Origin of the sequence: Corynebacterium suedekumii (assembly GCF_030252185.1) — a bacterium.
In the GTDB taxonomy this organism is placed as follows: domain Bacteria; phylum Actinomycetota; class Actinomycetes; order Mycobacteriales; family Mycobacteriaceae; genus Corynebacterium; species Corynebacterium suedekumii.
On record NZ_CP126970.1, the window covers coordinates 2,423,045 to 2,441,005 of the forward strand.

Genomic DNA, 17,961 nt, shown 5'->3' on the forward strand with positions numbered 1-17,961 from the left:
GTCAGATCTCCCATCCGGCGACGTAGCGGCCCACCCCGTGGGTGGTGTCGGCGTCATGCAACCGCGCCTGCCGCGGCGTGAGCGCCGCCAGCTCGAGCCACAGTTCCGGTTCCAGCACACCGGCGTTTCTTAACGACGCCGCGTCCATCCCCGCCGCCGGCTCCTCCCCGCCGAGCACCGTCCGGCACCACCGGTCGGCCTCCTCCGCGGTGTCGAGCAGTGCCAGCGGGGCGCGCGGGGTCAGGCCCGCACTGCCGTCGACGGCGACGAGGGTGAGCGCCTCCCGGTCCGGGGTGCCCAGGCGCTCCCGGGTGTCGGTGACGCGGTCCGCGTGACCGCCGAGGACGTGGCGCTGCACCAGCTCAGGCAGGTGACGGCCCGCCCCGACGGTGACCTGCGGTGCCCCCCAGGCCCGGAAGGACCCGGGCACGCCGGTCTCCCACCGCGGATCGCGGCTGCCCACGAGGTGGATCTCCCCGGTCGCCCGGGAGTCGAGGAGTGCGCGGAGGCACCGCCGGAGCCGGGCGCCGGCAAGGTCCTTCGGAGCGAGCTCCGCCACCAGGGCCGGGCCGGCGGGCATGACGATCAGGTTCGCACTCATCACCGACATACTACTGACACGGTCACGGGGGCCACGGTATGTTAGTTGGAGCACTCATGGGTCTGACGAGGTCAGGCCCCGGCAGCCGTGTCGCGCGGCATGATGACAAGAAGGGCATCCGACATGACCACTCCCCCGACTCCCTCCCCCTCGCCCGGCAACATGCCCAAGCCGGGTCCGAAACCGGGGGCCACTCCGGGTGTGCGTCCCACCCCCTCCCCGCGGCCGGCCGCCTCCCTGCCGGTGCCGCCGAAGAATGATCCGGCGAAGTGGGGCCGGGTGGCCGAGGACGGCACCGTCTACGTGAAGGACGGCGACAGGGAACGTCAGATCGGTTCCTGGCAGGCCGGCACCCCGGAGGAGGGGCTGGCCCACTACGGCACCCGGTACGACGACCTGGCGACCGAGGTCGAGCTCCTGGAGACCCGTCTCACCGCCCGTCCCGACGAGGCGAACTCCATCAAGTCCACCGCCGCCCAGCTGCGGGAGACGCTGCCGACGGCGGCGGTCATCGGTGATCTCGCCGCCCTGGACAAGCGACTGGCCACCATCATGGACCACTCGGAGGCCGCCGGGGAGCAGGCGAAGGCGGAGAAGGCGCGGCGTCGTGACGAAGCCGTCGCCCGCAAGGAGACCCTCGCCGCGGAGGCCGAGGACCTGGCGGAGAACTCCACCGACTGGAAGGCCGCCGGCGACCGGCTGCGCGCCATCCTGGAGGAGTGGAAGACCATCCGGGGCATCGACCGGAAGACGGACGATTCCCTGTGGAAGCGCTACTCCCGTGCCCGCGACGCCTTCAACCGCCGCCGGGGCGCCCACTTCGCCGACCTCGACCGGGGCCGGGCCGCCGCCCGCCGCGCCAAGGAGGCGCTGGTCGAACGCGCCGAGGCCATCAAGGACTCCACCGACTGGAACGAGACGGCCCGCGCCTTCCGTGACCTGATGAAGGAGTGGAAGGAGGCCGGCCGCGCCCCGCGCGAGGTCGACGACAAGCTGTGGGCCGCCTTCCGCGGCGCCCAGGACCATTTCTTCAACGCCCGCAACGCCGAACACGCCGAGCGCGACAAGGAGTTCGAGGCCAACGCCGAGGCCAAGGACGCCCTCATCGCGGAGTACGACCCCCAGGTCGACCCGGCCAAGGGGCTCGAGTCCGCCCGCGCCAAGCTGCGGGAGCTGCAGGAGAAGTGGGACGAGATCGGTTTCGTCCCGCGCGGGAAGGTCTCGGAGTACGAGGACAGGATCGGGGCGATCGAGAAGCGCGTCGCCGAGTTCGAGGAGTCCCAGTGGCGTCGCACCGACCCGGAGGCCCAGGCCCGCGTCGACCAATTCCGCGCCAAGGTCGAGGACTTCACCGCCCAGGCGGAGGCCGCCGAGGCCAAGGGCAACACGAAGAAGGCCGCGCAGCTGCGTGAGCAGGCCGCCCAGTGGCAGGAGTGGGCCGACACCGCCCAGCACGCGGTGGACAACCAGTAGTGTTCATCCAGCTGCAACGGCCGGTTCCGGGAACGGAGCCGGCCGTCGTGCTCCGTGAGCTGGTCTTCATGGCCAACCTCGCCGCGCAGGAGACCACCGGCGACACCGCCACGTCCCTGTCCGTCGAACGCCTCGCCCACCGCCTGCGAGGCTCCGCCGTCTACGACTCGGTCGCCCTCGCGCGTGTCGACGCCCCCATGAACTCCCCCTCTCCTCCCTCGGCTATCCCGTGGTCACCGACCCGGACTCCGAGGTGGCCGGTTTCCTCCTGCTCGGCATGCCGCTGACCGAGGACCGGGACGTCCTCGACGTGGAGGTCATCCTCGACGCTGGCCACCTACCGCTCCCCGGGGCTGCGTTCGAACCGGAGGGACGGGCGATCATCGACGAGCTGCTCGCCGAGGCCGACACCATCGGCGCCCGCCTGGGCCGCACCACCCTGCAGACCTGGCTGCTGCACCCGGCCGACGAGGAGCCCGGCACCGGGGAGTTCGCCGCCGTGCTGCGCTCCGCCGGCTACCGGCTCGGTCTCACCGAGATCCAGGGCCACCTGCCGGTGATCCCCCGTCCGGTCGACCACCCGTGGGAGATCTCGGTGATCGTGGACCTCGACGTGCCGGATCATCTGACCGACGACGTCATCGGGCTCTACCAGCTCGGCTCCGACGACATGCCCCGCGGTGGTCTGCAGGAATCAGACATCACCTGGAACCGTCAACGGCTGACGGACGCTGCCGCCCGGCTCCGGGACACCGGCCGACGCTCACTCATCGTCCTCGCCCATGACGATTCCGGACCGGTCGGCCTCACCGAGGTGAGGATGCACCAGGGTTCCGACGAGACGGTCCTGGAGCAGGATCTCACCGCCGTGGCCACCCCGGCCCGGGGGCGCGGGGTGGCCACGGCGCTGAAGCAGGAGCTGCTCAACCGGGCGGGTGCGTTCTTCCCCGCCGCCGCCCGCGTGTACACGTCCTGCGCGGTGGACAACCACGCCATGATCGCGGTGAACGAGGCCCTCGGGTGGACCCGTTTCAGTGGTGGCTCCGGCTGGGAGAAACGCCTCTGAGGGCATTCACTGTCCAGGTTGGTCGATTCTGCGCCCCGCTGGAGGGCACAGTGGACACTTAAGTGCCGTCAGTCCTGGTGTCGCTGGTGCCGCTCAGTGGCCCGGCGGCGCCGGTCATCCCGCAGCAGCGGGTTGTCGTCCGCCGCGGTGTTCTGCTTGCTCACCATCGCCGAACGCTGGGCGTAGCCCACTTCGTCGAGGCTGTCCTGCTCAGCCCGGGAACGGGCGAGTTCCGCCTGACGGTCATCCCGGCGCAGCGCCACCATGCAGTAGGCGACAAACGCCAACGCCACCGCGATGATGGACAGCCACATGCCGATGCCCAGGTCCACCCCGTCCCCGGTGCTGCTCCGGGTCTGCCGCAGCCAGATGGCGAAAATCGAGTAACCCAGGCCCACGGTCGTGAGCATCCAGCCGATGAGACCGAACACCGACCGGCGGGTGAGCAGCGTGAGCGTGGTGAACACACCCAGGCCCAGGAAGATGAGGGTGGCGTAGATGTACTCGGTGATCTTGATGCCGGCGTCGCTGGCCGCCTGGGTGCGGAACAGAACCTCGAAGCCCCGGACGTCGCCCGCCTGGGGCAGGATCAGCGTGACCACGTAGAGGAGCACCGCCGCGACCAGCGTGTACAGATGCGTGCCCAGAGTCATGCGCCGGGCCGCCTTCTTCTCCTGCGCGGCGAGATCACGCACCTTGTTGGCGTCGGCTCGGATCTGCTCGGGATTCGGGGTGGTCTCGCTCATGGCAACAGGATAGCCGCCGGGGTGTCAGCAGCCGCACTCCCCGCAGCCTGCGGGGCAGGTGCCGGGGCGCCGATGGACGGCAGGCCGAGGCCGACGCCGATGGGGGCGGTGGTGGGCACCTGCCCGGCAGCGGACATGTCGCCGGCGAGGGTGCGGCGGTGGGTGAGGACGCCGGCGTCGGCAAGCAGGTAATGCGGAGCGGAATCGGTGACGACCACGGTGACCACGTCTCCGGGACGGATGTCACCGTCGGTGGCTCCGGCGGGGTCGAAGTGGACGAGCCGGCCGTCGCGGGCCCGGCCGGTCATCCGCTGCGTGCGGTTGTTCTTGCGGCCACCCTCCTGGACGAGCAGCTCGACCTCCGTGCCGACGAGCTCCGCATTGAGTTCAGCGGAGACGCGCTCCTGGAGGGCGACGAGACGCTCGAAACGCTCCTGGACGACCTCCTTGGGGATCTGCTCGGCGTAGGTCGCCGCCGGGGTGCCGGGGCGCGGGGAGTACTGGAAGGTGTAGGCGGAGGTGAAGCGGGCCTGCTCGACGACATCCAGGGTGGCCTGGAAGTCCTCCTCCGTCTCACCCGGGAATCCGACGATGATGTCGGTGGTGATGGAGGCGTGCGGGATCTTCGCACGGACCTCGTCGAGGATGGCCAGGAACTTCTTCGACCGGTAGGAACGGCGCATCTCCTTGAGCACCTTGTCCGAACCGGACTGCAGCGGCATGTGCAGCTGCGGGCAGACGTTCGGGGTCTCCGCCATCGCGTCGATGACATCCGAGGTGAACTCGGCCGGGTGCGGGGAGGTGAAACGCAGCCGCTCCAGACCCTCGATCCTCCCGCACTCCCGCAGCAGGGAGGAGAAGGCGAAACGGTCGCGCTCCATCTCCGGATCGGCGAAGTTCACGCCGTAGGCGTTGACGTTCTGGCCGAGCAGGGTCACCTCGGTCACCCCCTGGTCCACCAGGGCCTGGACCTCGGCGATGATGTCCCCGGGACGGCGGTCGACCTCCTTGCCGCGCAGGCTCGGGACGATGCAGAAGGTGCAGGTGTTGTTGCAGCCGACGGACACGCTCACCCAACCCGCGTATGCGGACTCCCGCTTGGCGGGCAGCACGGAGGGGAAGGCCTCCAGGGCCTCGACGATCTCCACCTCGGCCTGCTCGTTGTGGCGGGAACGTTCCAGCAGGGTCGGCAGGGAACCGATGTTGTGGGTGCCGAAGACGACATCCACCCACGGTGCCTTCGAGACGACGGAGTCGCGGTCCTTCTGGGCGAGGCAGCCACCGACGGCGATCTGCATGCCGGGGTGGTCCTTCTTCGTCGCCCGCAGCTGGCCGAGGGTGCCGTAGAGACGCTCGTCGGCGTTCTCCCGGACGGCGCACGTGTTGAAGACGATGAGATCCGGATCGGCATCACCGGCGGCGGTGTACCCGGCCTCCTCCAGCAGTCCGGAGAGCCGCTCGGAGTCGTGCACGTTCATCTGGCACCCGAAGGTGCGGACCTCGTAGGTCCGGGGGTGCTGCTTTGTCTGCTGTTCCGTCTGCTGAGCCACGGGGTGTCATTGTAGCCACCCGGACCACCCCCTCCCAACCGGCCGGCCGGCCGCCTGAGTGCGCGGTCAATGCAGGTCTGCGAAGTTTGTGTGTATGCGCCTGGCTAGGCAGTTATGTGCAGAATTAACGATGTTGCGAAAATGTTGCGGGAAAAGCTTCGGGGAATGGCCGAGTGTGTCTAATATCTGTCCTATGACACAGAACACATCTGCCGCGGATCATGACGCAGGAGTCACCCCCTCCGGCGAGCATCCCATGATCCGGATGACCGACGTGCAGAAGTTCTTCGACGACTTCCAGGCCCTCACCGACATCAACCTCGAGGTCCCACGCGGTCAGGTCGTGGTCGTCCTCGGCCCCTCCGGCTCCGGCAAGTCCACCCTCTGCCGCACCATCAACCGCCTGGAGACCATCGAGCAGGGCACCATCGAGATCGACGGCCACCTGCTCCCCGAGGAAGGCCGCGACCTGGCCAAGCTCCGCGCCGACGTGGGCATGGTCTTCCAGCAGTTCAACCTCTTCCCCCACCTGACCATCAAGGACAACGTCACCCTCGGCCCGCTCAAGGTCCGCCGGATGAAGAAGGCGGAGGCCGACAAGACGGCGATGGCGCTGCTAGAACGCGTCGGCATCGCCAACCAGGCCGACAAGTACCCGGCCCAGTTGTCCGGCGGCCAGCAGCAGCGCGTGGCCATCGCCCGCGCACTGGCGATGAACCCCAAGATCATGCTCTTCGACGAACCGACGTCGGCCCTGGACCCCGAAATGGTCAACGAGGTCCTCGACGTCATGGCCGGCCTGGCCAGCGAAGGCATGACCATGGTCGTGGTCACCCACGAGATGGGCTTCGCCCGGAAGGCGGCCGACCGTGTCCTGTTCATGGCCGACGGGGCGATCGTCGAGGACTCCACCCCCGAGGAGTTCTTCTCCAACCCCAAGACCGACCGTGCCAAGGACTTCCTGGGCAAGATCCTGTCCCACTAACACCGCTCACCACTTACTCAAAGGACTGTCATCATGAAGCGCTCCACCATTCTCCGTACCGCCGCCGTCACCGCCACCACCGCGCTCGCCGGCACCGCCCTCGTGGCCTGCGGCTCCGGCTCCTCCTCCGAGGGCATGCTCGCCGCCATCGAGGCCGGCGAGGTCACCGTCGGCACCAAGTACGATCAGCCGGGCCTCGGTCTGCACAACCCGGACGGCTCCATGTCCGGCCTCGACGTCGACGTCGCCGAGTACGTGGTCAACTCCATCGCCGAGGAGAACGGCTGGGACGCCCCCACCATCACCTGGCGCGAGACCCCCTCCGCACAGCGCGAGACCCTCATCCAGAACGGTGAGGTCGACCTCATCGCCGCAACCTACTCCATCAACAAGGGCCGCTCCGAGTCCGTCAACTTCGGCGGCCCCTACCTGGTCACCCACCAGGCGCTGCTGGTCCGCGAGGACGAGAACGAGATCACCGACCTCGAGAGCCTCGACGGCAAGATCCTCTGCTCCGTCACCGGCTCCACCCCGGCCCAGAAAGTCAAGGACGCCCTCCCCGGCGTCCAGCTCCAGGAGTACGACACCTACTCCTCCTGCGTCGAGGCTCTGCGCCAGGGCAACATCGACGCCATGACCACCGACGCCACCATCCTCCTCGGCTACTCCGCCCAGGCACCGGGCCAGTTCAAGGTCATCGAGATGGAGCAGGACGGTGAGCCGTTCACCGACGAGTACTACGGCATCGGCCTGGCCAAGGACGACCAGGAGGCCACCGACGCCATCAACGACGCCCTGACCAAGCTGCACGAGTCCGGTGAGTTCGACACCCTGCTGGACAAGAACCTCGGTGGCGACGAGGCCGTCTCGCCGGGCACCCCGGGTGACCTCTCCTTCATCGAGTAGTCACCCAGGGTCCCGGCGGACCCGCCCCACCCCTGCCCGACAGTTCCACCGCTTCCACCTAGGAGACCCCGCATGGACGCACTCTGGGCCGACCTCGGTCCTGACCTGTGGCCGGCGTTCTGGCTGACCATTCAGCTGACCGTCTACTCCGCCATCGGCGCGATGTTCTTCGGCACCATCCTCACGGCCATGCGGGTCTCCCCCGTGTCGGTTCTGCGGGGCATGGCCACCTTCTACATCAACACGGTGCGCAACACCCCGCTGACGCTCATCATCATCTTCTGCTCCTTCGGCCTCTACCAGAACCTCGGTCTGGCCATGGCCGACCGGGAATCACCCACGTTCCTGGCGGACAACAACTTCCGCCTCGCCATCATCGGCTTCATCGCCTACACCTCAGCCTTCGTCGCCGAGTCCCTGCGCTCCGGCATCAACACCGTCCACTTCGGACAGGCCGAGGCCGCCCGCTCCCTGGGCCTGAACTTCGGGCAGATCTTCAGCAGGATCATCTTCCCGCAGGCCATCCGCGCCGCCATCGTCCCGCTGGGCAACACGCTCATCGCGTTGACGAAGAACACCACCATCGCCTCGGCGATCGGCGTGGCGGAGGCGTCGTTGCTCATGAAGTCCACGATCGAGAATCACGCCAACATGCTGTTCATCGTGTTCGGCATCTTCGCGCTCGGCTTCATCATCCTCACCCTGCCCACCGGGCTGGCTCTCGGCCGCCTGTCGACCCGAATGGCGGTGAAGAAGTAATGACCGTACGCGCCACCGTCCTCTACGACGCCCCCGGCCCCAAGGGCCGACGGCTCAACCTCACCATCACCGTGATCTCCGCCCTGGTCGCCCTGGCCGTGGTCGCCTGGATCCTGTGGACCATGCAGGCCAACGGCCAGCTCGAGGCGAACAAATGGACCCCGTTCCTCGACGCCCGCACCTGGGAGACCTACCTCCTCCCCGGCCTGTTCGGCACCCTCCGGGCGGCATTCTTCTCCATCATCCTCGCACTGGTCCTCGGCGTCCTGCTCGGCCTGGGTCGCCTCTCTGAGCTGGCTCCGCTGCGGTGGTTCTGCGCGGTGATCGTCGAGTTCTTCCGTGCCATTCCGGTGCTGCTGCTCATGATCTTCGCCTACCAGCTCTTCGCCGTGTACAACATGGTCCCGCCCCGCCAGCTGGCGTTCTCCGCCGTGGTCTTCGGCCTGACCATGTACAACGGCTCCGTCATCGCCGAGATCCTGCGCTCGGGCATCAACTCCCTGCCCAAGGGCCAGACCGAGGCCGCCCGTGCCCTGGGCATGTCGCACCAGCAGACGATGCGCAAGATCCTGCTGCCCCAGGCCGTGGCCGCCATGCTGCCGGCGCTCATCGCCCAGATGGTCATTGCGCTCAAGGACTCCGCACTCGGCTACCAGATCGGCTACGTCGAGGTCGTCCGCTCCGGCATCCAGTCCGCGTCCGTCAACCAGAACTTCCTGGCCTCGCTCACGGTGGTCGCCATCGTCATGATCCTCATCAACTGGGGTCTGACCTCCCTGGCCCAGCGCATCGAGCGTCAGCTGCGTGCCGGCCGGGCCCGGAAGAACATCGTGGCCAAGGTTCCGCACCAGCCGGAACAGGGCCTGGACACCAAGGACAACGTCAACGTCGACTGGCAGGCTCCGGGTTACACCGAGATCAAGAATCCCGGCCAGTAGTCCCCCACCCCGTCGAGCGGGTCACTGCAGTGCGGTGACCCGCTCGTCGAGTACTTCCCGGGCGATGCGCAGACTCATGCCCTGCGGGTAGCCTCGCCGGGCGAGCACGCCGACGATGCGCCGCAACTGCTTGTCCGATTCGGCCCGGTCGCCCGGCACCTTCCGGATGGTCCGGGCCTTCTTCTCTGCCACCGTGCGGGCGGTGGATTCCTCGTCGGCGGAGTCGATCTGATCGAGGGCGTCTGCCCGGATGCCCGGCTCGACCCCCTTGTCCTTCAGTTCCATGTCCAGGACCCTGGCGGATTTGCCGCGGCGGGCGTGGCGCTGCCGGACCCATTCATGGGCGAAGGTGCGGTCGTCGAGGAGGCCGACCCCGGCCAGGTCGTCGAGGACGTCATCGACGACCCGGGGGTCGAACTCGGCATCGATGAGCCGGGTCCGCAGTTCGTGCCGGGAGCGGGCTCGCTGGTCGAGCAGCCCGAGCGCGCGTTTACGCACGGCCGCTTTGGCTGCCTCCGCCTCGTGGTCGAACAGCCCCGGAGTGTCGCCGGAGGCGTACTCCTCCAGGGCCCGGCGGAGCTGGTCGAGCTTCTCCTGCTGGGTTTCCGTCTGGTGAACGCTCACCACGTCACCGTCCTACCGTTCGGCGGCTGCCGCTCCGCCGGCGACGAGGCTGGTGTCCTCATCGTCGTCGTCGAAGTCGACGTTGGGGACCATGTCCACCGGATCGTCGCTGAGGTTGTCGTCGGCGGCGTTGGCGGCCTCCGGGCCGACACCGAGCTTGCCCAGGATCTTGCGTTCGATCTCGTCGGCGAGTTCCGGGGTCTCCTTGAGCAGCAGGCGGGCCTTCTCCTTGCCCTGGCCCAGCTGGTCTCCTTCGTAGGTGAACCAGGAGCCGGACTTCTTCACGATGCCGTTCTCCACACCCATGTCGATGATGGAGGACTCGCGGGAGATGCCCTCGCCGTACATGATGTCGAACTCGGCGATCTTGAACGGCGGGGAGACCTTGTTCTTGACCACCTTGAGACGGGTGCGGTTGCCGATGGCGTCCTGACCGTCCTTGAGGGTCTGGATCCGGCGGACGTCACAGCGCACCGAGGAGTAGAACTTCAGAGCCTTACCGCCGGTGGTGGTCTCCGGGGAGCCGAACATCACGCCGATCTTCTCACGCAGCTGGTTGATGAAGATGGCGGTGGTGTTGGAGTTGTGTAGGGCGCCGGTCATCTTGCGCAGTGCCTGGCTCATGAGGCGGGCCTGGAGGCCGACGTGGCTGTCGCCCATCTCGCCCTCGATCTCCGCCTTCGGGGTCAGGGCCGCCACCGAGTCGATGACGATGATGTCGATGGCACCGGAACGCACGAGCATGTCGGCGATCTCGAGTGCCTGCTCACCGGTGTCCGGCTGGGAGACCAGCAGGGCGTCGGTGTCCACGCCGAGCTTCTTGGCGTAGTCCGGGTCGAGCGCGTGCTCTGCGTCGATGAAGGCGGCGATGCCGCCGGCCTTCTGGGCCTGAGCGATGGCGTGGAGGGCGACGGTGGTCTTACCGGAGGATTCCGGACCGTAGACCTCGACAATGCGTCCGCGGGGGAAGCCACCGATGCCGAGTGCGACGTCGATGGCGGTGTTGCCGGAGGAGATGACCTGGATCGGCGGACGGTTCTCATCGCCCAGGCGCATGACGGCCCCCTTGCCGAAGTCCTTCTCGATCATCGACAGGGCCGCGTCGAGGGCCTTCTGCCGGTCGGCGCCGGCGCCTGCTGCGGTGGTCTTCTTCTTGGGTGCCATGGTGTTCTCTCGTCCTTTTGTCGTGGTGGTGGTCGGCGGCGCTGAGGCCGGGAAGGTGGGGTCCACATCACTGTTAGACTCCGGTTTCCCCGCTCCGGCTCCCGGAAGCCGGAAACTTTTCTGCGACGGTGCCGCCGGCGCCGCCTCCGTGCTGTCCGGCGGTGCTGACCGGGATCACGTTAGGCGCGGTGCGCGACATCGACTTCGAACATACACGCACAACTGTTCGAACACAATGATTGTGGCGGCGTGTCGCCCGCCCGTGTCGGAGGGTCAGTGTCCGGGCTGATCCAGCCCGAGGCGGCGACTGTCCGGGACGTCGAAGTCATCACTCAGCTGAAGCCATACCTTCCGCAGATCCGCACCGTCCTCGATGAGCTGCTCGGGCGTACGGCCGAAACCGGCGAGGACATGCGAATGGACGATCCAGTTGCCCTGGACCTTCCCGAACTCGTCGGTGATGAGCTGGTGGAACTCCGTCAAACGCATGGGGCCGATGATACCGACGCACCCCGCACTTCCGGAACCACCCACTTGAACGCCATTCAAAACACCCGATGTGGTGGCTGAACAATGTTCAGTGTTAGGCTTTCGCACCATGACAACAACAGTATCCGGCCGTACGTCCTCGCGGTCCGGCGTGCAGGATCTCGCCTACATCGCCGTGTTCGCCGCACTCATCATCGTGCTGGCCTTCGTCGCCATCCCCGTCGGTGCGGCGGGCCTGCCCATCGTGCTGCAGAACGCCGCCATCGTCCTCGCCGGCCTGGTCCTCGGCGGCCGTCGCGGCTTCCTCGCCGCGGCCCTGTTCCTCTTCCTCGGTCTCATCGGCCTGCCGGTGCTCGCCGGCGGTCGCACCACCCTGGCGGCACTGGCCGGCCCGACCGTCGGGTACCTGGTGGGCTACCTCCTGTCCGCGGGCGTCGCCGGCGTCATGGCCTACCGGGCGCGGCCGAGGAAGCGGGGCGGGCAGATCGGCTGGTTCACTCTCGCGGCCGTCGTCGGCCTCCTGGTCCAGTACCTCTGCGGCGCTCTCGGCCTGGTGTGGCGCGCGGGCATGAGCCTGACGGAGGCGATCATCGCACAGGGTGCGTTCCTCGTCCCGGACGTGGCCAAGTTCGCCGTCATGGTCGTCATCGCCCTGGGCATCCACGCCGCGTTCCCCGATCTGCTGGCCCGCAGGAAGTAAATGCCCACCGTCACCTTCGAGGACGTCTCCGCCACCTTCGACGGCGACACCCACCCCACCCTCGCCCGGATCTCCCTGTCGCTGACCGAGCACCGCATCGGCATCATCGGCGCCAACGGGTCCGGGAAATCCACCCTGGCCCGGCTCATCAACGGCCTCGGCGAGCCGACCTCCGGCCGCGTGCTCGTCGACGGCGTCGATGTCGCCCGACATGGCCGCGACATTCGCCGCCGCGTCGGATTCGTCTTCTCCGACGCCGAGAATCAGATCGTCATGCCCCAGGTGCGTGACGACGTCGCCTTCTCCCTCCGTCGCCTGAAACTCGCCCGCGCCGAGCGCGACACGCGTGTCGACGCCGCCCTGGCCCGCTTCGGCCTCGAGGACCTCGCCGACAACTCACCGCACACCCTCTCCGGCGGCCAGAAGCAGCTGCTCGCCCTGGCGGCAGTCCTGGTCATCGAACCGGACCTCATCATCGCGGACGAGCCGACAACCCTGCTGGACCTGCGCAACCGCGCCCGGATCGCCCGGGAATTCGCCGCCCTCGACCAGCAGCTCATCGTGGTCACCCATGATCTGGACATCCTCGACGGCTTCGACCGGGTCCTCTGCCTCGACAACGGCCGCATCGTCGCCGACGGTGACCCCGCCGAGGTCTGCGCTCACTACCGGGAACTCATGCTGACATGAGGAACATTCCGCTCGGAGTGTACCTGCCCGGTGACTCCCCCATCCATCAACTTCCGGCCGGCGGGAAGTTCATCCTGCTCCTGGTGTTCATCCTCGCCTCAACCATCCTGGTGAAGGATCCGCTCGTGGCCGCAGCCTGGCTCGCGGTGGTGGTGGCCGGTTACATCGTCGCCCGGATACCGGTGCGCACGGCACTGGGGCAGACACTGCCCGTTCTGCCCGTTCTGCTGGTCCTGGGCGCGTTCCAGTGGTGGCAGCGGGGGTGGGAGTTCGCCGCCACGACGGTGCTCATCCTGCTCGCCTCGGTGGCCGCCGCCGCCCTGCTCACACTGACCACGAGCATCGCCGAACTGATGGCCGCGATTGAACGTGGCCTGTCCCCCTTCGAGCGGTTCGGCCTGCCGGTGGAGACGATCTCTCTGGCGGTTTCGCTGACCCTGCGGCTGATCCCGCTGCAGCTGGCGACTGTCCAGGACGTGCTGGCCGCCCGGAAGGCGCGCGGTGCCGGGTTCTCCGTCACGGCGTTCGGCACGCCGGTGATGGTCCGTTCCATCCGTCGGGCGCGTCTGCTCGCGGAAGCGCTCATCGCCCGGGGTGCCGCGGACTGACGCCGGCCGCCTCAGACACAGTGGTCTGGCTGACGACACCCGTGGGGCCCAATCTTTCTGGTTCCCCTACTGCGGCATCGGTATGCCGGCGAGTGAGGAGAGGATCATCCCTCCGCCGATGAGGAGGAACTTGAACTGGGTGGCAAGTTGCGTGACAAGACTCATGCGGCTCACCTTTACTGTGTCCGGGCCCACGTCAAGGGGCCTGAACGGCTGATCCGTCGATCTCGATGCGGACGTCGTCGGAAAGCAGCAGGCCACCGCCGGGAAGTTCCGCGTGGAAGGCGATGCCGAAATCCTTCCGGTTGATCGTCGTGGTGGCACGGAATCCCAGTCGGTGTTCGATCTCTCCGGTGGCCGGCACGGGAACGTCGGCTTCGGCGATGTCGATGACCTCCAGGGTGACCGACCGGGTGATCCCCTTGATCGTCAGCTCGCCGACCACCCGCGCCCGGTCACCGTCCCCGTCGCGCTCGACCTCGGTGGAGCGGAAGGTGATCTCGGGGTGGGTGACGGCGTCGAAGAAGTCACCGGCCAGGAGATGGTCATCTCGGTATCGCACACCGGAGTCGAGGGAGGCGACGGCGATGGTGGCCTGAACGGTGTCGTTGACGACCGTCGCCTCCACGTCGGTGAACAGGCCTCGCACGCGGGTGATCATCGCGTGACGCACCTCGAAGGCGATCTGGGACAGGGCCGGGTCCAAGTGATATGTGGTCATGGCCCCAGGCTACGTACGCACGACACAGCCCGCACACCGGTCGGTCGGTGTGCGGGTTGACATTGTTCCGGGGCTATTCGCCGCGCAGCTCGCGCATGCGCTGGGCCGCGGCATCGTCGGCGGGGGCTGCGGCGCCGCCCTCGATGGCCGGGTTCTGTCCGGAGGTGAGCTGGCCACCGCCCTGCATCTCGGCGCGGATCTGCTCGAGGCGGGAGTGCCCGGCCATCTGGATACCGGCCTGCTGGACCTCCGCCATGCGGCCCTCGACGGAGTTCTGGGCCAGCTCGGCCTGGCCGAGGGCGTTGGCGTAACGGCGCTCGATCTTCTCGCGCACCTGGTCCAGGTTCGGGGTAGAGCCGTTGGTGATGGCGTTCATGGACTGCAGGGACTCGGAGACCTTCTCCTGCATCTTGGCCTGCTCCAGCTGGGAAAGCAGCTTGGTGCGCTCGGAGACCTTCTGCTGCAGTGCCATGGCGTTGCGCTCGACGGCCTGCTTCGCCTGGTCGGCCTGCTGCAGGGACTGGTCGTGCAGCTGCTTGGTGTCCTCGACGGACTGCTCTGCGGTGACTAGCTGAGCGGCGAAGGCCTCGGCCGCGTTCTCGTACTCGACGGCCTTCTTCTCGTCGCCCTCGGCGCGGGCCTTGTCGGCCAGCTGCAGGGCCTGGCGGGTGTTGGCCTGCAGCTTCTCGATCTCACCCAGGCGGCGGTTGAGCTGCATCTCCAGCTGGCGCTGGTTGCCGATCACGGCGGCGGCCTGCTGGGACAGCTCCTGATGCTGGCGCTGGGCATCCTCGATGGCCTGCTGAATCTGCACCTTCGGATCGGCGTTCTCCTCGATCTTCGAGTCGAAGAGTGCCATCAGGTACTTCCATGCCTTGACGAAGGGGTTAGCCATGTCGGATCGGGACCTTCCTAAATGTTGTTTATCGGGTGAGGGCACATGTCCTCTGTCGCCACCATGGTAGCGGAGCAGTGACCTGTACGTGGGTGCTACTCGGGCATTACATGGCCTCGTGTGCCAGCTCTTCCGCGACGGACTGCAGGGCCATGGAACCGGCGGCCTCAATGAGTACGTCGGCGACGGAGGTGTCCAGGGCATGGCAGACCGAGGCGAGAAGTTCGGAGGAGACTTCCTTGCGGCCTCGTTCCAGTTCGGAGAGGTAGCCGGGCGAGACCCGGGCGGCTTCGGCGAGCTCCCGCAGTGTGATGCCCTTGTCGGCCCGGAAGGCCCGCAGCGCACCACCGAGTGCCTCGCGCAGCAGCAGCTCGGGAGCGGGTCCGGAGGTGGTGCGGGACGGGGTGATCGGAGTGTGAAGAACAGCGGTGGTAACCATTACCCGGTATAACGACGCACGGTCCCGGTTTGTTCCCCGTCCGTTCACCTTTTCTCCACCCGGGCCAGCAGGCCGGCCAACGCGGCCTCGACGGCCTGCTCCCGGATCTCCCGGCGGGTGCCGCTCAGCGCCAGCTGCTGCGTATCGACGCCCCCGTCCCCCGCCCAGGCGAGCCACACCTCGCCGACGGGGTGACCGTCCTGGGTGTCGGGGCCGGCGACGCCGGTCAGTGCCACGGCCCAGTCAGAGCCGCACACGGAGCGGCATCCGGCGGCCATGGCGGCGGCGGTGGGTTCGGCGACAGGGCCGTGGGCGTAGAGAAGCTCCTGGGGAACGCGGGCCAGGCTGTGTTTGAGGTCGGTGGCGTAGGTGACCAGGCCGCCCCGCAGGACGGTGGAGGCGCCGGGGACGTCGGCGAGGGTCGCGGCCGTGAGGCCGGCGGTGAGGGACTCGCAGAAGGAAACGGTCAGACGCCGGGTACGGAGGGCGTCGACAAGCAGCCGGGCGATCATTTCTGTCGGGAGTCCAGCAGGTACTGGACACCGGTGACCACGGTGACCGCGACGGCGGCGAGCATGACCGCAATCGTCGGGATGTCCATCCAAGACGGGAACGGGACCAGGTAGAGGGCGACGGCCAGGGACTGCAGGACGGTCTTGACCTTGCCGCCCTTGCTCGCCGGGACGACCAGGCCGCGGCGCAGCATGTACATGCGCCAGAAGGTGATGCCGAACTCGCGGACGAGGATGACCACCGTGATCCACACGGGCAGCGCACCGGTGATGTTGAGGCAGATGAGAGCGGCGGCCATGAGGGCCTTGTCCGCGATGGGGTCGGCGATCTTGCCGAAGTCCGTGATCTGCCCCCGCGCCCGGGCGATGTCACCGTCGAGCTTGTCGGTGAACATCAGTGCAGCGAAGACACCGAAGGACCACCACATCCACGTGGTGTGCTGGTCGTCCCCCTTGAGCACGAGCCACGCGAACACCGGGATGAACAGGATCCGCAGGCTGGTGAGCACGTTCGGCAGATTGAGGTTGCTCGGCGTGCTCGCGGGGGACGGGGTTGCTGCATTCACGCCACACACCCTACCCCGGCGGGGTGATCCGACCGCGTCGGCACCGCCACCGGCCTAGAATCCCGGTCATGAACTACTTTGCTGTCCACTACCTCTACGCCGGCGACTCCGAACAGATCATCACCCTGCGCCCTGAGCACCGGGCCTGGCTCGGCGGTCTGCGCGACGAGAACATTCTGGTCGGCTCCGGCCCGTACACCGACGGGCTCGGCGGCGCGCTCATCATCATCCGTCTGCCCGAGCCGGCCACCGTCGCCGATGCGGAGGCACTCATGGACCAGGACCCCTTCCAGCAGGAAGGGGCCCTGGCCGGACGCGAGATCCGGGAATGGAACCCGGTGCTCAACGTCTTCGCTGAGTAGCTGCTGAGCAGCTGAGGAACTAGAGGCGGGTGCTGCCGGAGCCGCCGCGCCCCTCGGGGGCGTCCGGCACCTGGTCGTACATCTCCTCGTCGGTGAGCTCGTGGTCCCACTCCTCCGCACGGACGCGGGTGTCGATACCGCCCTGGGCCTGGTCGTACTTGTTGCGCCACAGCGACAGCAGGACGGTGACCACGAGTATGCCGACGATGACCACCAGGGACAGTTCCGTCGGGATCTCCGGCACGCTGACGTTCTCACCACCGTTGACGAACGGCAGGTTGTTCTCGTGCAGGGCGTGCAGCAGCAGCTTCACGCCGATGAACGCGAGGATGAGGCCCAGGCCGTACGGCAGGTACACCAGGCGGTCGAGCAGGCCGTCGAGCAGGAAGTACATCTGGCGCAGACCCATGAGGGAGAAGGCGTTGGTGGTGAACACCAGGTACGCCTCGGTGGTGATGCCGTAGATCGCCGGGATGGAGTCGAAGGCGAACATGATGTCCACCATGCCGATGGCCACCAGCGCCACGAACAGCGGGGTGAGCGCGAACTTGCCGTGGAAACGGGTGGTCAGCGAGTCACCGTGGTAACCCGGGGTGACCGGCACGACCTTGCGCAGCCACTTGATCACGCGCATGTCGTTGGGGTCGGTCTCCGGGGCGTCGGTCGCCTCATCCCAGATGAGCTTGATGGCGGTCCACAGCAGGAAGATGGCGAACAGGTAGAACACGTCCGACCAGGCGGCGATGACGGCGGCACCCAGGAGGATGAACACCAGGCGGAAGATCAGCGCCAGGGCGATGCCGATGAGCAGCACCTTCTGCTGGTATTTCCGCGGGATCTTGAAGGCACCCATGATGAGGGCGAAGACGAAGAGGTTGTCCACGCTCAGGGCCTTCTCCGTCACGTAGCCGGTGAAATACTCCACGCCGTGCTGGTGGTCCCACATGAAGTAGACGAAGACGCCGAACAACAGGGCCAGGCCGACATAGAACGCGGACCACCACGCCGACTCCTTGAGGGTTGGCTCGTGCGGGGTCTTGACGTGGGAGTAGAAGTCGAAGATGAAGAATCCGGCGATCACCACAATGGTGGCGATCCAGATCCACAATGGGACAGTCAAGGTATTGATCCTCCGGTCGTTGAAAGGGTAGAAAAAATGACCGGAGG

The 17,961-nt window shown here is 67.4% G+C and carries 23 protein-coding genes; 11 read left to right on the forward strand and 12 right to left on the reverse strand.

Going from position 1 to position 17,961, the window contains the following annotated elements; genetic code table 11:
- Position 1 precedes the first annotated feature (1 nt).
- The gene (locus QP029_RS12135) at positions 2-610 is read right to left on the reverse strand and encodes a hypothetical protein (protein WP_432418683.1); all 609 of its coding nucleotides are present in this window, start codon (positions 608-610) and stop codon (positions 2-4) included.
- Between the two features lie 114 nt (positions 611-724).
- On the opposite strand from QP029_RS12135, the gene QP029_RS12140 reads away from it, so the two are divergent.
- From QP029_RS12140 to QP029_RS12150, 3 genes are read left to right on the forward strand one after another with little or no spacing between them, the layout of a single operon-like run.
- On the forward strand, positions 725-2,074 hold the full coding sequence (locus tag QP029_RS12140) for a DUF349 domain-containing protein (RefSeq protein ID WP_284874526.1): 1,350 nt from the start codon (positions 725-727) through the stop codon (positions 2,072-2,074).
- Positions 2,074-2,361, forward strand: coding sequence for a hypothetical protein (locus QP029_RS12145; protein WP_284874527.1), 288 nt, complete (start codon positions 2,074-2,076; stop codon positions 2,359-2,361). The genes QP029_RS12140 and QP029_RS12145 overlap by 1 nt, the downstream gene beginning before the upstream one ends.
- Positions 2,304-3,140, forward strand: a complete 837-nt coding sequence (locus QP029_RS12150) for a GNAT family N-acetyltransferase (RefSeq protein WP_284874528.1) — start codon at positions 2,304-2,306, stop codon at positions 3,138-3,140. The genes QP029_RS12145 and QP029_RS12150 overlap by 58 nt, the downstream gene beginning before the upstream one ends.
- 68 nt (positions 3,141-3,208) lie before the next feature.
- Here the strand turns inward: QP029_RS12150 and QP029_RS12155 are convergent, their stop codons facing one another.
- Both QP029_RS12155 and miaB read right to left on the reverse strand, forming a co-directional pair.
- Positions 3,209-3,886, reverse strand: a complete 678-nt coding sequence (locus QP029_RS12155) for an Rv2732c family membrane protein (protein ID WP_284874529.1) — start codon at positions 3,884-3,886, stop codon at positions 3,209-3,211.
- Positions 3,883-5,364 (reverse strand): tRNA (N6-isopentenyl adenosine(37)-C2)-methylthiotransferase MiaB, encoded by a 1,482-nt coding sequence (gene miaB, locus QP029_RS12160; protein WP_284876249.1) that lies wholly within the window; start codon positions 5,362-5,364, stop codon positions 3,883-3,885. Before miaB ends, QP029_RS12155 begins: the two co-directional genes overlap by 4 nt.
- Before the next feature lie 328 nt (positions 5,365-5,692).
- Here miaB and gluA point away from each other — a divergent pair, with 328 nt between their 5' ends.
- The 4 genes from gluA to QP029_RS12180 all read left to right on the forward strand — a co-directional run bounded on the left by gluA (position 5,693) and on the right by QP029_RS12180 (position 9,024).
- On the forward strand, positions 5,693-6,421 hold the full coding sequence (gluA, locus tag QP029_RS12165; protein ID WP_284876250.1) for a glutamate ABC transporter ATP-binding protein GluA: 729 nt from the start codon (positions 5,693-5,695) through the stop codon (positions 6,419-6,421).
- A 33-nt stretch (positions 6,422-6,454) separates the two neighbouring features.
- Positions 6,455-7,327 carry a glutamate ABC transporter substrate-binding protein gene (locus QP029_RS12170; RefSeq protein ID WP_284874530.1) on the forward strand — a complete coding sequence of 291 codons (873 nt, stop codon included), beginning with the start codon at positions 6,455-6,457 and terminating at the stop codon, positions 7,325-7,327.
- A gap of 72 nt (positions 7,328-7,399) precedes the next feature.
- Positions 7,400-8,086: a glutamate ABC transporter permease GluC gene (gluC, locus tag QP029_RS12175; protein WP_284874531.1), complete on the forward strand. Its 687-nt coding sequence runs from the start codon at positions 7,400-7,402 to the stop codon at positions 8,084-8,086.
- Positions 8,086-9,024 (forward strand): amino acid ABC transporter permease, encoded by a 939-nt coding sequence (locus tag QP029_RS12180; protein ID WP_284874532.1) that lies wholly within the window; start codon positions 8,086-8,088, stop codon positions 9,022-9,024. The genes gluC and QP029_RS12180 overlap by 1 nt, the downstream gene beginning before the upstream one ends.
- Before the next feature lie 21 nt (positions 9,025-9,045).
- Here QP029_RS12180 and recX read toward each other — a convergent pair whose 3' ends face one another.
- From recX to QP029_RS12195, 3 genes are all read right to left on the reverse strand, one after another.
- Entirely contained in the window at positions 9,046-9,648 is a 603-nt protein-coding gene (gene recX, locus QP029_RS12185; RefSeq protein ID WP_284874533.1) for a recombination regulator RecX, read from the reverse strand.
- A gap of 12 nt (positions 9,649-9,660) precedes the next feature.
- Positions 9,661-10,812, reverse strand: coding sequence for a recombinase RecA (gene recA, locus QP029_RS12190; protein ID WP_284874534.1), 1,152 nt, complete (start codon positions 10,810-10,812; stop codon positions 9,661-9,663).
- A gap of 273 nt (positions 10,813-11,085) precedes the next feature.
- Positions 11,086-11,301, reverse strand: coding sequence for a DUF3046 domain-containing protein (locus QP029_RS12195; protein ID WP_284874535.1), 216 nt, complete (start codon positions 11,299-11,301; stop codon positions 11,086-11,088).
- A gap of 109 nt (positions 11,302-11,410) precedes the next feature.
- On the opposite strand from QP029_RS12195, the gene QP029_RS12200 reads away from it, so the two are divergent.
- Genes QP029_RS12200 through QP029_RS12210 form a run of 3 tightly spaced genes read left to right on the forward strand, consistent with a single transcriptional unit; the run spans position 11,411 to position 13,299 of the window.
- Positions 11,411-12,001, forward strand: coding sequence for a biotin transporter BioY (locus QP029_RS12200; RefSeq protein ID WP_284874536.1), 591 nt, complete (start codon positions 11,411-11,413; stop codon positions 11,999-12,001).
- Positions 12,002-12,691, forward strand: coding sequence for an energy-coupling factor ABC transporter ATP-binding protein (locus QP029_RS12205; RefSeq protein ID WP_284874537.1), 690 nt, complete (start codon positions 12,002-12,004; stop codon positions 12,689-12,691).
- Positions 12,688-13,299, forward strand: coding sequence for an energy-coupling factor transporter transmembrane component T family protein (locus QP029_RS12210; protein WP_284874538.1), 612 nt, complete (start codon positions 12,688-12,690; stop codon positions 13,297-13,299). The genes QP029_RS12205 and QP029_RS12210 overlap by 4 nt, the downstream gene beginning before the upstream one ends.
- Before the next feature lie 196 nt (positions 13,300-13,495).
- On the opposite strand, the gene QP029_RS12215 is transcribed toward QP029_RS12210, so the two are convergent.
- From QP029_RS12215 to pgsA, 5 genes are all read right to left on the reverse strand, one after another.
- Positions 13,496-14,020: a YceI family protein gene (locus QP029_RS12215; RefSeq protein WP_284874539.1), complete on the reverse strand. Its 525-nt coding sequence runs from the start codon at positions 14,018-14,020 to the stop codon at positions 13,496-13,498.
- A gap of 73 nt (positions 14,021-14,093) precedes the next feature.
- Positions 14,094-14,915 (reverse strand): PspA/IM30 family protein, encoded by an 822-nt coding sequence (locus QP029_RS12220; RefSeq protein WP_284874540.1) that lies wholly within the window; start codon positions 14,913-14,915, stop codon positions 14,094-14,096.
- Between the two features lie 106 nt (positions 14,916-15,021).
- Complete coding sequence (locus QP029_RS12225; RefSeq protein WP_284874541.1) at positions 15,022-15,354, reverse strand: helix-turn-helix domain-containing protein; 333 nt, start codon at positions 15,352-15,354, stop codon at positions 15,022-15,024.
- 44 nt (positions 15,355-15,398) lie between these two features.
- Entirely contained in the window at positions 15,399-15,866 is a 468-nt protein-coding gene (locus tag QP029_RS12230; RefSeq protein WP_284874542.1) for a CinA family protein, read from the reverse strand.
- Positions 15,863-16,432, reverse strand: a complete 570-nt coding sequence (gene pgsA / locus QP029_RS12235; RefSeq protein WP_284874543.1) for a CDP-diacylglycerol--glycerol-3-phosphate 3-phosphatidyltransferase — start codon at positions 16,430-16,432, stop codon at positions 15,863-15,865. The genes QP029_RS12230 and pgsA overlap by 4 nt, the downstream gene beginning before the upstream one ends.
- 68 nt (positions 16,433-16,500) lie before the next feature.
- On the opposite strand from pgsA, the gene QP029_RS12240 reads away from it, so the two are divergent.
- On the forward strand, positions 16,501-16,794 hold the full coding sequence (locus QP029_RS12240; protein WP_284874544.1) for a YciI family protein: 294 nt from the start codon (positions 16,501-16,503) through the stop codon (positions 16,792-16,794).
- A gap of 19 nt (positions 16,795-16,813) precedes the next feature.
- On the opposite strand, the gene QP029_RS12245 is transcribed toward QP029_RS12240, so the two are convergent.
- A complete protein-coding gene (locus QP029_RS12245; protein ID WP_284874545.1) occupies positions 16,814-17,914 on the reverse strand; it encodes a TerC family protein in 1,101 nt (366 codons plus the stop codon).
- Positions 17,915-17,961: the final 47 nt, after the last annotated feature.